This is a genomic window from Shuttleworthella satelles DSM 14600 (assembly GCF_000160115.1).
Lineage (GTDB): Bacteria > Bacillota > Clostridia > Lachnospirales > Lachnospiraceae > Shuttleworthia > Shuttleworthia satelles.
Map to the genome: position 1 here is coordinate 728,786 of NZ_GG665866.1, position 12,757 is coordinate 741,542.

Below are 12,757 nucleotides of genomic sequence, written 5' to 3' on the forward strand. Positions count from 1 at the left end.
ACGACAAATCTTCTACACGCCCGTCTATATACAAGTTTTCCTGCAAACGCAATCCCACAGAATCCATGCATCCGAATGCATATTTCGTAAGAATACCATAAAGGCCGCCCATTCATATGAATGAAGCGGCCAGGAACTAACGCCATATTTCTTTCAGATCCAATGTTTCCTTTCTGATTATTTCCGGATAGCCAAACTGAGCCAGTACCTCCTCAATGTCTTCTATATTTTCCCCAAAAGGCAGAAATATCGTTTTCTTTTTCGTTTTCTTTTCTCTGAAAATAAGAAAATTTCTGGTCCGATATATTTTTTTAATTTCATCTTTGGTGAGGCTGTATCTATTTTCATGAATTGAGTCCTGTGAGATTTCAACGTGAATTTCTTCTGGGAGCATGCGCTGAACCGCTTTTTTCCACAGCTTCTTTACTATGAAACGTACCAAAAAAAACCACGCATATCGGACAAACACGCAAATAAAAAGCACCTTAAAGATCAATGCAATCCGTAAACCCATAATCGATTTCACTTTATCTAGATCTAGAAAAAAAGGCGCTCCTATCGTAATTATAAAACAGACCCAGATATAAGCCCTCTTTAAAAAGCTCCAATGCGCCCATTGGTCAGGCAAAAGTTCAAAAAGGACTTTCTTGTCACAATCTGTTGGATGAAGTGTATACTGCATTTTGGGACTGATCTCCTATTGCTTAAATTTTCAGAGGTGTTTTCTGCCGGATCATGGAAGGACTTTCTGCATAACAGAGGGTACTATCACCGAAAGCGATACAGGTGTCAAAACACCACTGCCAAAAAATGCAACTAATAGCAATGCAAATAGTTCTCTCTTGAGATCTTGATTGAAACCGCTATATTTCCACTTTTGACCGAAACCGCGATCCCTGCAATTTCATTCTCGCAGCTTTCTTCCATCTTTCCTGAGGAATCAAATTTTACATGAATAACCTTTTCTCCATTCGATGTATCTTCTGCTAAAACTTCTATTTCAGTAGACAACTCGATTTTAGCTGACACATCCTCATATTCCAATAGCTGTATTTCCTTAGATCATACCATCTTTAAAATCAAAAATATCCAGCGAACGTGATTTCAAATTTTCGATAAGCACAAAATGTTATGTCCGATTTACCGAATGAGTACAATTTCCGTTATCGGCAAAATCTTGATATTATTCAACCGTTGAATTTTGATATTTTGCCGATAACGTGCTATACTATCCCTGTGTAGAAGGTGAGGGTTCACTATGAAGTATATTTCTGTCGCGGAAGCGGCAAAAAAGTGGGGCGTTTCCGAACGCAGCGTGCGCGGGTACTGTGCCGAAGGGAAAATCGACGGTGCATTTCTGACCGGCAAGACATGGAACATACCCGAAACCGCGGAGAAGCCCGACCGCATTAATAAGAAAACCAACACGCCAAAGACACTTCTTGAGGTGCTGAAAGCCGAGAAAGCGGCAAAGCTGCACGGCGGTATTTATCATAAAGTCCAGATCGATCTGACCTATAACTCCAATCACATTGAGGGCAGTCGCCTCACCCACGATCAGACGCGCTATATCTTCGAGACGAACACCATCGGCGTATCGGATGGAACGCTCAAAGTTGACGATGTGGTCGAGACCGCCAACCATTTCAAGTGCATTGATATGGTTATCGACAGCGCAAATCATGTGCTGAGCGCGGCGTTCATCAAGCAGCTGCACGCCGTTCTGAAAAACGGGACTTCCGATTCCCGTCTCGATTGCTTTGCCGTCGGGGACTACAAGAAACTGCCCAATGAGGTCGGCGGTATGGATACAACTGCGCCTGAGAATGTCGGTGCTGAGATGAAGAAGCTGCTTGCCGAATATAACTCCATTGAAAATAAGACCTTTGATGATCTGTTGGATTTCCACTATCGCTTTGAGCGCATCCACCCGTTTCAGGACGGGAACGGCAGAGTCGGGCGTCTGCTCCTTTTCAAAGAATGTCTGCGGAACAATATCGTGCCGTTTATCATTGAAGACGACATCAAGATGTTCTACTACCGCGGCTTGAAGGAGTGGCAGAACGAGCGCGGCTACCTGCGTGATACCTGTCTATCTGCACAGGACAGGTTCAAGAAGTATTTGGACTATTTCCGAGTACCATATGACAAATAAGCGTCTTCAGCACAGAAATCTCCTTGATCTCCTGCAGTTCTCTCTGCAGAGCTCCCCTCTCTAATCCTCCTCCTGGAAAAAGGTTTTTCTATGAATACTCTGTACCGTTGTCCAGCTGACAATACTGCCAATGCTTAAAGCCAGAAGAAGCAGGACACACTGCATTCCCTGTGTCCTTGCCAGGGGCATATTCCCGACCAGGATGGATGCGATCATATAGTGAAAAAGATCACCTGGAATCAGAGGAATCAGCGCAGGATATGTGAAAAAAGCCACCGGGACATGTTTTGCTTTGGCCAGGATAGACCCATAGAGAGAAGCTACAAAAGAAGCCAGCAAAACCGTAACAAAAGGATTCCCCGTCAAGGCGATCAGAACCAGATAGGCAAGTCTTGTCACAAGTCCTCCCATGCCGGCCAGGATCAGTTTTTCTCTCTCATGAATCTCAAAAGCGACGCCGAATCCAAAAGAGGCCAAAAAAGACAGTATTAAAATAATGATCGAATTTACCATGCCTTGGCTCCTCCCATCAGAATCACTCCCAGAAATGTCCCTGCTGCCAGAGACGCGCTCTCCAGAAACACATTTAAAAGCTGCATGACGCCATTGAACTCATTGCCGCAGATTAGATTGCGAAAGGCATTGATCAGGGGAATTCCCGGAATCATCAAAAGGCTGACCGAAATCAGGGTCCACTGGGTATCAGACATCAATCCCAGTCTCACTAAAATGAAGGCCAGAACCGTCACAGCGAACATACTGATCACATTGTTGATCATCTGCACCGTCCGAAGCCGGGCAAGTCCCTGATTGATCCAGAAGAGGGTAAAGGACACGATGGCTGTTCCGAGCACATCCGAAAGTCCCCCTCCTAGAATCAGGCAGATACTGCAGATGGCCAGGACCTGACACAGGGCTATGGTCATTTTCTTATACTGCCTTACCTGGCGGCTCTTTTGCAGGCGCCCCCAAAGTTCCTGGGGCGCAGGCGTCTGACTGCAGATTTCAGACGAAATCTCATTCAGCACCCTCAGCTTCTCCAGATGAATGCTGATCTCAGGAATATCCATCTGCTTCATATATGTCTTCCCCTGACGATCACTGAAACAGATGCTGACATGCTGATGGGTGATGGCCATGCTCATCCCCTTCAGATGGTAGGCTTCCGCCGTCTTTTCCAGGACAATTTCCACATGCTCAATGGTCGCCCCGCAGGCCACCATGTCCCTGGCCAGTCTGGTCAGGTAATTTAAGACATCTTCCATCATAGGGCCAATTCCTTTCATCCTCCTGTCCCATTCGCTGTCTTTTCATGGAACGCATTATAGCATAGACACATGCTCTTTCTGCCGGAGTCTCCGCAAATCCGCCGGACCGCTGCCTCTCATTTCATCAGCCCTTTATCTGCTGGCCTGCCCGGGTTTTACACTTCCAAAAGCAGTCATGCTATAATTGATCTGATGACATGGTCAAAGGGCGCCCGGCAGGGATATTCCACTCTCCCTCAGGGATATAACCTTATGACCTGCCTGTTCCAGTTCGGCCGGGGGGAGAACACATGAAGCAAGAGGCAAATGAAAAAACAGATCTGACCTTGGTCCCTGCCAGACCACGCGGCGGGCGGGAGGAAACAGAAGGCGCGCCCTCTCTTTCCGCCTCGCAGGATCTTCCTGTCTCCACAAAGAAATCTGTCAGCCGCGGAGCTATCGGTCTGGCAATCGCCCTCCTGCTCCTCCTGGTATACGGGAGCGGTCTCTTTTTCTTTTGGGGACATTTCCTCCCCCGCTCCAGCGTTGCTGAAATAGATGTCTCCCTGATGAATCTGTCAGCCCTGACTCGCGCCCTGGACAAGGCCGATGGTCAATACAGTCTTTTGATCAAGGATAAGAACAGTCATGACCTGACCATAGAGGGAAGCGCCATTGGTCTGGCCTATACCGATCAAGACCACGCCCTCCTCGCCAAAAAAGCCCTTCGGGCGCAGAATGCCTTTCTCTGGCCCCTGGGAATTTTCACCGGACATCATTACCCCCTCGCCGTCAGCTATGACGAGTCTATGCTGAAGGCCGCGCTCAATCCCATCTTAAGCCAGTCTCAAGAGCCAAGTGACGCCAAAATCATCTTCTCCGGCGACAGCTATACGGTCAGTCAGGGGGACTGGGGAATCAAAGCGGATCAGATTCTCTCCGATGTCAAAGGGGCGATCTCGGATCAAAAGAGCCAGTTGACCCTGCCGGACAGCGACTACACCGCCCCCAGCCGAAGGACAGATGATCCCGCCATCAAGGCGGCCTGCGCCAAAATCGATTCCTATGCCAGATCTACAGTCACCTATCAGGTTCAGGGCAAAGAAGCCTCCCTGTCCAAGGCAGACATTTTCTCCATGATCCAAATCGATGAAAATTTCAATGTCAGCCTCAGACCGGACGGCATCAGTCAGTTTGTAGACCGCCTGGCCCATGAGCTCAACACCTATGGTTCCAAGCGCCCCTTCCACACCCAGAAGGGGGATGATATTGAGGTCTCCGGAGGCACCTACGGATGGGTCGTGTCCAAGAAGAAGGAAATCGAACAGTTGTCTCGGGAGATCGAGGCGGGGCAGGCGGTGACCCGGGAGCCCAACTGGGAGCAGACAGCGCTTGGCCCCATCGGAGATGATATCGGCAAAACCTATGTGGAACTGGATTACAGCAACCAGCACATGTACTATGTCAAGGACGGGTCCCGCGTCTGGGAAAGCGACATCGTCTCCGGCAATATGTCCAAGGGCAGCGGCTCTCCTGACGGTATCTTTCACATCATCTACCGCAAGTCCCCCGCTGTCCTAAAGGGAGAGGATTACGAGTCACCCGTCCAGTACTTTACCGTCTGGGCCTCAGATGTCGGCTTCCACGATGCCTCCTGGAAGCATGTCTTCGGAGGAAAGGAATATCTGACCAAGGGATCGCACGGCTGTATCAACCTGCCTCTTGAAGCCGCCAAGTGGGTCTATGAGAACATCCCGGATGGCACTCCTGTCGTCTCCTACTACCGTGAGCCGGTCGAACTGACCACTGACAACAACCGCATCTCCAATGCCAGATCCTATGCCAAGAAGTAGGGTTCTTTCGCCAGACCTCTTCCCAGTCAGACATTATCCGAGTCAGAGCAAATCCTCTGGGAGAACCGCACGCAGGCTCCGCCATCTTCTTCGTTTGACAGGTCCAGCTCTCCTCCCATTTGGCTGACAAGCTGTTTTACCGTATAGAGTCCAAGGCCCGAGTGCCCGTCCCCGCTGTGTCTACCCTCATCTCCCCTGTAAAACCGCTCTGTTGCGTGTTCTAAGTCCCTTCCGGCAAAACCAGATCCCGTATCGGACAGCTGATACCGTATGACTTCCCCATCTGCAAATGCGCGGATACGGATATATCCACCTGCGGGCGTGTAAGATAAACTGTTTGACAGGATATTATCGAAAATACGATCCAGCTTATTTCGGTCGAGTGTATAAGACGCGTGCAGGCTTTTGTCATCGCACAATTGTATCTCAATCCTCTTTTCTTTTGCCTGCAGGCGGTATTCCCTTACTTTCTGTTCAAGGAAACTGTACAGGTTCATTCTGACATATTCTGCCTTACTCCCTGCCTGCTCCGACTCGGAGGCCTCCTTCATCTGCCGGGCCAGACGGGTACATTTCTTCGCGTTTCTCTCAATCACCGACAGGTACCGCCTGGACTGATCCGGATCCATATGTGGATGATCCAGCAGAGATTCCGTATAGGCCAAAATGATAGAGGCGGGCGTTTTTATGTCATGCGCCAGAGCATCAACCATCTCAATACGCTCCTGTTCCATCTTCCACTGCGCAGACAGAGACTTCCGCAATTCCTCCTGCATCTCCGAGAAAGCCTTGCAGAGTTGTCCCAACTCATTGTCAGCGTGGTAGTTGATTTGAAAGTCCAGGTCTCTTTTCTTGATCTTCTCTGCGGCCTCCTGCAGAAGCTGCAGGGGCTGGTTGATTCTTCTGATAAAGCGTCTGGAAAAGTACATGGTAAACAAGACAATATAGACAATCGGAGAAAAAAAAGCTCCGTTTAACAGTACTGACACCCATGAGCCCCTGGAATTGACCGGAAACATTTTCACCTGATAGACAAGAGCAACGGCACCCTGAATCTCCCCATCTCCCCCAAGCAGGGGAACAAGTGACAGATATTTATTTTTCTCCTGATAGATGCTGGTAATATTCAAATGACGAATTAGGTCTCCTCTGGATGAAAGAACCGGATTTGTCTCTGTCCCATACAGAAATTTTCCCTGCCCATCGACAACCTGATAGCGAATTCCCTGATCACCAATCACTCCGCTCAGATCCTCTTCCCTCTCCTTTGACAGCAGCTCCGTATTCATCTGCCGCACATACTGCTCAATCGCCGGGATCTGCCTCTCATGATAATTAGCCGGATAGATCCCCCTGTTTTCTTCCAGAAGATACAGGGCAAAAGCGACAGCCAGGGTGAGCAGGGTCGCCGCAATGGATGCTACAGCGATCCAGGTGACCGTCATTCGAAAGCTGACCACAAGTGATTGTTTTCTCATTCTCATCTCTCTTTCAAAGGCGCTCCCAGCGGTAGCCGATCCCCCAGACGGTGGAGATATATTCTTTCTCCGAAGACACTTGTGCAAATTTCTTTCTTATTTTCCGAATATGTTCTACGACCGTATAGGCATCTCCCTCGGCGTCACAACCCCATACCCTCTCATAGATATGTTCTCTGGAAAAGACCTGACCGGCCCGAAGAGCCAGAAGTTCTACAATTTCATATTCCCGCCTGGACAGGGGGATCTCCGTATCGCCGATTCGAACTCTGTGCTCCAGCAGATCAAGGCTTAAGTCAGCAAAATAGAGTCTGGTACGTTTTTTCTGATGATGATTCTCCTGAGATCTCTGTTCCCTCCGAAGATTTGCCTCAATCCGGGCCAGAAGTTCTCTGAGCCCGAATGGTTTGGATATGAAATCATCTCCTCCCAGTGTCAACGCATGGATTTTATCGCTTTCCGCCTGTTTTGCGCTCAAAAAAAGAATCGGACACAGGATCTGATCCCGGATCGCCCGACAGACTTCAAATCCATTCATATCCGGCATCATGATATCGAGAAGAATCAGATCCGGCTCCTGTCTGGCAAGCGCGATTCCCTCTTCTCCCCGATAGGCAGTCAGGACCCGGTGCCCTCGCGCCTCCAACTCGTTTTTCAGAAGCATAAGCAATTCGACTTCATCGTCAATCAGCAGAATTTTACTCATCTTTCCTCAGCTCCTGCGCGAAAATATCCCACATTCAATATATCCTATTCCTGGGATTTTCTCCCCTCCCAGCTGTTAAACCAGATCATACCTCCTGCGCAAAAAATCACAAGACTGATCAAAAGCACAAGGTTCCCTGTCAAAAACTGCCGTGCGACAGCGCCCGAGGCGATCTCAACCGGAGGACGATCCATCCCCGCCGTAAATTTCAAATAGGCCCCCGGTAATCCGGCCATACGATAGGGCCACAGCCAGGGCATCAAAATCCAGACCCGGTCAGCGAGTACAGATGTTCCGAGAGCCATAGAGGAAATAAGACCTCCGATTCCTATCCCGATCGAAATCCCCGTCCCCCACACAAAGCTGGCCCACAGATGGATTGCCAGCAGAGGAAGCGCGCCGAACAGACCCAAAATCAGGGCAAGGGCAAAAATAACCCAGCCCTTAACGGCATCCGGCGAGCCGATCTGCATCGTCAGTTGAAACACAAAAAAAGCCAGAATCGCGCTGACGAAATGAAAGAGAAGCAAAAACAGGTACTTACTGAAATAGAGCTTCTTTCTGTCAATGCTCCTTGTAAGATATCCTGTGAAATTACCGGCAAAGGCCTCCTCCTGCACAAGAGAAGCCGCAAGGATACCGGTCATGATCGGCACCATCAATCCCTCCCAGGAGAAGAAAAAGAGCTGAAAGATCTCTGTCTCGCTCAGCTGCCCCCGCAGTACAATATATCCGGCGACTGCCAGAGAAAAGAGAGGCGGAAGCAAAAAGGCAAGCCAGCGGATCCCTGTTCTTTTTGTTTTGAGCCATTCCGATAACAAAAGTGAAATCATTGACAATCCCTCCGCTGAAAGCAAAATGCACTGATCCCGGCAACCACGAAAGAAGCTCCAAGAGATAAAAGCAGACCCGGCAGGAGTACCGAGGAATCCTGCAGAACATCGGAGGCATCCATCATAACACCGTTCGGGTTTAACTGTAAGATAGGGCACATCATACGTATACTCCAGGCCCAGGGGGACAGATACCAGAAGGGCTTTGCGGCCAGCGCAATTCCCGACACCATCCCTGCAAATCCCATCCCCATACCGGCAAACATGCCCTTCCATGCTGCAATCCACAGCTGGAGCGGGATCAGTGCCAGGGATGTAAACCACGAGAAGAAAACAGCCAGCAGAATTTTGCTCCAGGGAATGGCCCACTTCCCCTCTGTCACTGTGATCAGACCGGAAAAGATCGTCGCGATAAGCAGAACCATTGATGTGACGAGCAAGAAGATCGACATGACAAGGACTTTGTCAATCCACAGGCGCCAGGGTGCACAGGCACGCACGCGCAGGCCGCGATAATTTCCGGCCCTCTTTTCCTGCAGGTCAACCAGATAGGCAAGTAAGGCAATCCCAAAAGGCAAAAAGGCAACCGTCCAGAGATTAAAGACCATGGAGATCACATTCTCCCATTTTCTCACCACCCCGGCCGGCATAAGCCAAAGACTCGGCAGAGCCTGCAGGACAAAGAAAAGAGGGAGTAGCACAAGCAATTTCTCTGTCATTGTTCTCCTGTATTTCAGCAGTTCTGACGACAAGCCCCTCATAGCCGCCCTCCCTTTCTTATTCTGTCCATGAAGAAGGTCTCTAAATCTTCTTCATGATCCGGTTCTCCCTGGTAGACAAGCTGACCCCTGTCAATAATTCCAACTTCATCAACAAGCTGTTCCAGTTCAGACAGGATGTGGCTGGAAAGAATGACCGTCATTCCCTTCTTCGGGAAACCGGCGATCAATTCTCTGAGCTCTTGAATCCCGATCGGGTCCAATCCATTGGTCGGTTCATCCAATATCAGCAGCGATGGATCATTCAGCAGTGCCATTGCGATGCCCAGTCTCTCTTTCATCCCCATCGAAAATTGCGCAACACGTTTTGACCCCGTGTCCTTTAGGTCAACCGTATTCAATACTTCGTCGATCTTTTCCTTCGGAAGTCCCAGCAGCCTGGTATGCACCAGTAAATTCTCTCTTGCCGTCAAATTAGCGTAAAGAGCCGGTTCCTCAATCAGAGCGCCGATTTTGGCAAGATGTTCACGCCTCCAGTTCTCCCCGTCAAATAGAATCTGACCTTCGGTCGGACGCAGGAGTCCAAGAATCAGTTTCAGGCTTGTGGACTTTCCTGCTCCATTCGGTCCCAGGAGGCCATAGATACTGTTTCTCTTAATTTGCAGGGAAATCCCCCGCACCGCATATTGTCCTCCGAATTTCTTGGTCAGTTCTCTTGTCTCAAGAATATTGTCCCGCATCAACATAGATATTTCCTTCCAGAATCTTCTCGTATTACCATTGACAGCTACGATACATAAGACTTATCAAGAAATAATCATGATTTCTTATTTCCTGCAAAAAGGGGCTCATATCGACCGTTTCTTTTCTCTTTTTCAAGTTCCTTTCCAGATATCCGGCACTGAAAAAGAGACGGCTTTCGCCGCCTCTTTTTCAGATCTCGCCTTCATTTGACAAGACAGATGTCACTTCTTCCTCTTTCCTTCAACTCTCAATCTCCGGCAAGTCCTCCGTCATAGTCCGTCAGATACTTCCTGGCACAGTCGGCGTCAGAGGGACCCTTCTCATAGCCATTGGCCCTGCGGACCATAACCTCATGCCCCTTGCCCGCCAAAAGAAGCAGGGTCGGCTCCTTTGCCGCATGAATGGCCGTTCGGATAGCCTCCTTTCGATCGGGGATAATCTCATAGGGGGTGCCGAAGGGTTTGATATAGGAGGCAATCTCTTCGGCAATCCGGGTCGGATCCTCCCTGCCCGGATCGTCTTCCGTCAGATAGATATAGTCGGCATTGGCCGCCGCCACCTCTCCCAGGTCTCTTCTCCGGTTGATCGCCTTGCCTCCGGAAGCCCCGAATAGAGCCACAATCCGGCGGCCCGGGAATTCCTCTTTCGCTGCCGCGAAGAGCTTCTCGAAAGAGAGGCGGTTGTGAGCGTAATCGATAATGGTCACGATCTTGCCGTCGGCACTGGTATACTCCTCCATGCGTCCCGGCACCCGGGCCCTCTTCAGCCCCTCCTTCACGCAGTCGTATGGGATGCCATAATGCTCTGCCACAGCAATCGCCGCCAGGGCATTGGAGACATTGAAAAAACCAGGTATTCCTAGGATGTACTCTCTCTCCTGCCCGAGGACACGCGCCTTAAAATGGGTCTCCCTTCCCTGCTTCTTCATCCCATAACCGTAGACATCAGCCCTCTCGTCGGTCTCTGAAAAAGTGATCACTTTCCGCGCCTTCTGAGCCGCCGCAAGCATTTCCTCGGAGTGATCGACACCCAGGTGAACGACGGCTGTCCTGCACTGGCTGAAGATCCTGAGTTTGGAGGCAAAATAGTCCTCCCAAGTCGGATGCTCGATGGGGGAAATATGGTCATAGCCGATATTCAAAAATGCCGCCACATCGAACTGCACATCCAAAACCCGATCGTACTTGAGAGCCTGGGAGGATACCTCCATGGTCACATAGTCAAGACCCGCTTCCCTGGCGTTGGCAAAATGTTCCTCCAGTTCAATGGGCTCTGGGGTCGTCATGCGGGAGGGACGACTTTCCTTTCCGTCTTCCGTCAGGATCGTAGATATCAGCCCAGAGGGCCTGCCGCCCCGGCTCTTCTCATAAACGTCGAAAATAGCCTTGAGGAAGAAGGCCGTCGTGGATTTGCCCTTGGTTCCCGTGATGCCGACCAGACGGAAGGCCTCCCAGGGTCTGTCATAGCAGAAGCTGGCGCTGTGGGCCATGGCAGCGCGAATATCGCTGACCCCAATCCATGGCAGGTCGACCCCTTCATAGGGCTTCTCGCTCAGATAGAAGGCGGCCCCTCTCTCTTTGGCCATCCGCAGAAAGTCCTCCCGAAATCCGGCTCCCTTGCAGATAAAGAGTGTGCCCGGAATGACTTTTCTGGAGTCACAGGAGACCAGGGTGATTTCCCTCTGCAGGCTCTCTCCCAGGCGTTCGCCAAGCGTTTCCACGGTCTGACTCAGCAGACCGTGGCCCGCAAGCATTTGCAAATAATCGGCTAACAAGTGTTTCATGGCATCTCTTCTTACTTCTGCTTCTCATAGTAGCTGGCGAACTTCTTCACATGGCTGCGCAGATTATGCCATACCCACAGCTTATGATACCAGTTCTTCTCATCGGGTGAGATCAGGGAGTTGCTCACATGCCCCTCCTTCTCCATCCGCTTCATAAAAGCGTGGTATTTAGAAGGAACATAGTCATAGGAAACCTTTCGCGGAACCACTCTCCACAGGCTCTCCTTCTGACAGATCTCAAAACCGGTGTCAATCCCCTCGATCAGATCACTGACCCAGTACTTTGCCACATTATAGCCAGCTGCAGTCACATAGTAGTTGGAGCGTCCCTGACGGCAATTGATCTCGAAAACCTTATACTTGCCGTCCCTTTCATCGTACTTAATGTCGAAATTCGAGAAACCGGTGTAGTGGATCTCCTCCAGGAAATGTCGGATCTTCTCACAGAGCGTCCAGGACTGCCCATCCAGCTTCTCTGTGATGACAACAGCGTGGTTGCCTCTTCCGTGGGGTGTATGCTCTTCCAGAAGCGTGTGACCCAGGCACATCATCTTGACCCTGCCCTTCCTGTCGGAGTAACAGGTGAGTACCCGCATATAGGAATCATCGCCGGGAATCATATCCTGGATCACCATGGTGTCCGGATAACCGGCTGCGTAGCAGCGGTCTAAGACATCCAAAAGAGCCTCGCGATCCTTTAGGACGAAAACCTTGTCATTGCCCTGAAAAGGATGCCGCCAATAGAGAGCGGAAGAAGAAGGTTTGCAGATATAGGGAGGCTTGAAGGGAAGCTCAAAATCATGCCCCATCTCCTTGCGATAAATGAAAGTCCCGGGATGATCTATGTCATACTTGTCCGCCAGCTCGTAGAAGTGCTCCTTGCGGATCAACTCTCCCATCAGCCTGCTGTCAATATAAGGAACAATAACATTGTCCGGGTACTTGTCCCGATTGTCCGTCACCAGAAAGACATAGTCATCGGAACAGCCGATGGGCATCACCTTACCGTCCCCGTGCTCCGCGGCGAAATCGCAGATCAGCCTGACCAGAGTCTCGGCCTTCTCCGCGTTCGCGTTGACCCGATAATCGATCAGACTGGACCGATAGGCCGGACCGGAGGGAAACTTGCCATAACAGGTTACCCTGATCCGATACTGCTCCCAGAAAGCTCTGGCGACAGAGTAGACATTGATATCTCCTCCGAAGAGGAGGGGGTAGAGTTTTTCTTTCATGCAAATC

General features: G+C 50.2%; 14 protein-coding genes. 3 read left to right on the forward strand and 11 right to left on the reverse strand.

Annotation, left to right across the window (positions count from 1 at the left end; all coding sequences use genetic code 11):
• Positions 1-136 precede the first annotated feature (136 nt).
• Both GCWU000342_RS03240 and GCWU000342_RS03245 read right to left on the reverse strand, forming a co-directional pair.
• On the reverse strand, positions 137-682 hold the full coding sequence (locus GCWU000342_RS03240) for a hypothetical protein (RefSeq protein ID WP_006905824.1): 546 nt from the start codon (positions 680-682) through the stop codon (positions 137-139).
• 134 nt (positions 683-816) lie between these two features.
• The gene (locus GCWU000342_RS03245; RefSeq protein WP_006905825.1) at positions 817-1,044 is read right to left on the reverse strand and encodes a hypothetical protein; all 228 of its coding nucleotides are present in this window, start codon (positions 1,042-1,044) and stop codon (positions 817-819) included.
• A gap of 214 nt (positions 1,045-1,258) precedes the next feature.
• Here GCWU000342_RS03245 and GCWU000342_RS10975 point away from each other — a divergent pair, with 214 nt between their 5' ends.
• The gene (locus tag GCWU000342_RS10975) at positions 1,259-2,155 is read left to right on the forward strand and encodes a Fic family protein (RefSeq protein WP_006905826.1); all 897 of its coding nucleotides are present in this window, start codon (positions 1,259-1,261) and stop codon (positions 2,153-2,155) included.
• Positions 2,156-2,215: 60 nt separating this feature from the next.
• Here GCWU000342_RS10975 and GCWU000342_RS03255 read toward each other — a convergent pair whose 3' ends face one another.
• Positions 2,216-2,668 carry a threonine/serine exporter family protein gene (locus GCWU000342_RS03255; protein WP_006905827.1) on the reverse strand — a complete coding sequence of 151 codons (453 nt, stop codon included), beginning with the start codon at positions 2,666-2,668 and terminating at the stop codon, positions 2,216-2,218.
• Positions 2,662-3,441: a threonine/serine exporter family protein gene (locus GCWU000342_RS03260; RefSeq protein WP_006905828.1), complete on the reverse strand. Its 780-nt coding sequence runs from the start codon at positions 3,439-3,441 to the stop codon at positions 2,662-2,664. The genes GCWU000342_RS03255 and GCWU000342_RS03260 overlap by 7 nt, the downstream gene beginning before the upstream one ends.
• 272 nt (positions 3,442-3,713) lie before the next feature.
• Between GCWU000342_RS03260 and GCWU000342_RS03270 the strand changes: the two genes are divergently transcribed.
• Positions 3,714-5,255, forward strand: a complete 1,542-nt coding sequence (locus GCWU000342_RS03270; protein WP_006905830.1) for a L,D-transpeptidase family protein — start codon at positions 3,714-3,716, stop codon at positions 5,253-5,255.
• A 26-nt stretch (positions 5,256-5,281) separates the two neighbouring features.
• On the opposite strand, the gene GCWU000342_RS03275 is transcribed toward GCWU000342_RS03270, so the two are convergent.
• The 5 genes from GCWU000342_RS03275 to GCWU000342_RS03295 are packed head-to-tail and all read right to left on the reverse strand — an operon-like array spanning position 5,282 to position 9,731.
• A complete protein-coding gene (locus GCWU000342_RS03275; protein ID WP_045000229.1) occupies positions 5,282-6,733 on the reverse strand; it encodes a sensor histidine kinase in 1,452 nt (483 codons plus the stop codon).
• A gap of 13 nt (positions 6,734-6,746) precedes the next feature.
• Complete coding sequence (locus GCWU000342_RS03280; protein ID WP_006905832.1) at positions 6,747-7,439, reverse strand: response regulator transcription factor; 693 nt, start codon at positions 7,437-7,439, stop codon at positions 6,747-6,749.
• Between the two features lie 44 nt (positions 7,440-7,483).
• The gene (locus GCWU000342_RS03285) at positions 7,484-8,272 is read right to left on the reverse strand and encodes a lantibiotic immunity ABC transporter MutG family permease subunit (RefSeq protein WP_006905833.1); all 789 of its coding nucleotides are present in this window, start codon (positions 8,270-8,272) and stop codon (positions 7,484-7,486) included.
• Complete coding sequence (locus GCWU000342_RS03290; protein WP_006905834.1) at positions 8,269-9,033, reverse strand: lantibiotic immunity ABC transporter MutE/EpiE family permease subunit; 765 nt, start codon at positions 9,031-9,033, stop codon at positions 8,269-8,271. The genes GCWU000342_RS03285 and GCWU000342_RS03290 overlap by 4 nt, the downstream gene beginning before the upstream one ends.
• Positions 9,030-9,731, reverse strand: coding sequence for a lantibiotic protection ABC transporter ATP-binding protein (locus GCWU000342_RS03295; RefSeq protein WP_044959404.1), 702 nt, complete (start codon positions 9,729-9,731; stop codon positions 9,030-9,032). Before GCWU000342_RS03295 ends, GCWU000342_RS03290 begins: the two co-directional genes overlap by 4 nt.
• A gap of 79 nt (positions 9,732-9,810) precedes the next feature.
• Between GCWU000342_RS03295 and GCWU000342_RS10835 the strand changes: the two genes are divergently transcribed.
• Positions 9,811-9,945 (forward strand): hypothetical protein, encoded by a 135-nt coding sequence (locus GCWU000342_RS10835; RefSeq protein WP_006905836.1) that lies wholly within the window; start codon positions 9,811-9,813, stop codon positions 9,943-9,945.
• Between the two features lie 37 nt (positions 9,946-9,982).
• On the opposite strand, the gene GCWU000342_RS03300 is transcribed toward GCWU000342_RS10835, so the two are convergent.
• Positions 9,983-11,518 (reverse strand): Mur ligase family protein, encoded by a 1,536-nt coding sequence (locus GCWU000342_RS03300; RefSeq protein ID WP_006905837.1) that lies wholly within the window; start codon positions 11,516-11,518, stop codon positions 9,983-9,985.
• 11 nt (positions 11,519-11,529) lie between these two features.
• On the reverse strand, positions 11,530-12,750 hold the full coding sequence (locus GCWU000342_RS03305) for a carboxylate--amine ligase (RefSeq protein WP_006905838.1): 1,221 nt from the start codon (positions 12,748-12,750) through the stop codon (positions 11,530-11,532).
• Between the last annotated feature and the right edge of the window lie 7 nt (positions 12,751-12,757).

Coding starts and splice junctions, on each gene's coding strand:
- GCWU000342_RS03255 (WP_006905827.1), bottom strand. CDS start 2,668: ATGGTAAATTCGATCATTATTTTAATACTGTCTTTTTTGGCCTCTTTT.
- GCWU000342_RS03305 (WP_006905838.1), bottom strand. CDS start 12,750: ATGAAAGAAAAACTCTACCCCCTCCTCTTCGGAGGAGATATCAATGTC.
- GCWU000342_RS03295 (WP_044959404.1), bottom strand. CDS start 9,731: ATGCGGGACAATATTCTTGAGACAAGAGAACTGACCAAGAAATTCGGA.
- GCWU000342_RS03240 (WP_006905824.1), bottom strand. CDS start 682: ATGCAGTATACACTTCATCCAACAGATTGTGACAAGAAAGTCCTTTTT.
- GCWU000342_RS03275 (WP_045000229.1), bottom strand. CDS start 6,733: ATGAGAAAACAATCACTTGTGGTCAGCTTTCGAATGACGGTCACCTGG.
- GCWU000342_RS10835 (WP_006905836.1), top strand. CDS start 9,811: ATGATTTCTTATTTCCTGCAAAAAGGGGCTCATATCGACCGTTTCTTT.
- GCWU000342_RS03280 (WP_006905832.1), bottom strand. CDS start 7,439: ATGAGTAAAATTCTGCTGATTGACGATGAAGTCGAATTGCTTATGCTT.
- GCWU000342_RS03300 (WP_006905837.1), bottom strand. CDS start 11,518: ATGAAACACTTGTTAGCCGATTATTTGCAAATGCTTGCGGGCCACGGT.
- GCWU000342_RS03290 (WP_006905834.1), bottom strand. CDS start 9,033: ATGAGGGGCTTGTCGTCAGAACTGCTGAAATACAGGAGAACAATGACA.
- GCWU000342_RS03260 (WP_006905828.1), bottom strand. CDS start 3,441: ATGAAAGGAATTGGCCCTATGATGGAAGATGTCTTAAATTACCTGACC.
- GCWU000342_RS03285 (WP_006905833.1), bottom strand. CDS start 8,272: ATGATTTCACTTTTGTTATCGGAATGGCTCAAAACAAAAAGAACAGGG.
- GCWU000342_RS10975 (WP_006905826.1), top strand. CDS start 1,259: ATGAAGTATATTTCTGTCGCGGAAGCGGCAAAAAAGTGGGGCGTTTCC.
- GCWU000342_RS03270 (WP_006905830.1), top strand. CDS start 3,714: ATGAAGCAAGAGGCAAATGAAAAAACAGATCTGACCTTGGTCCCTGCC.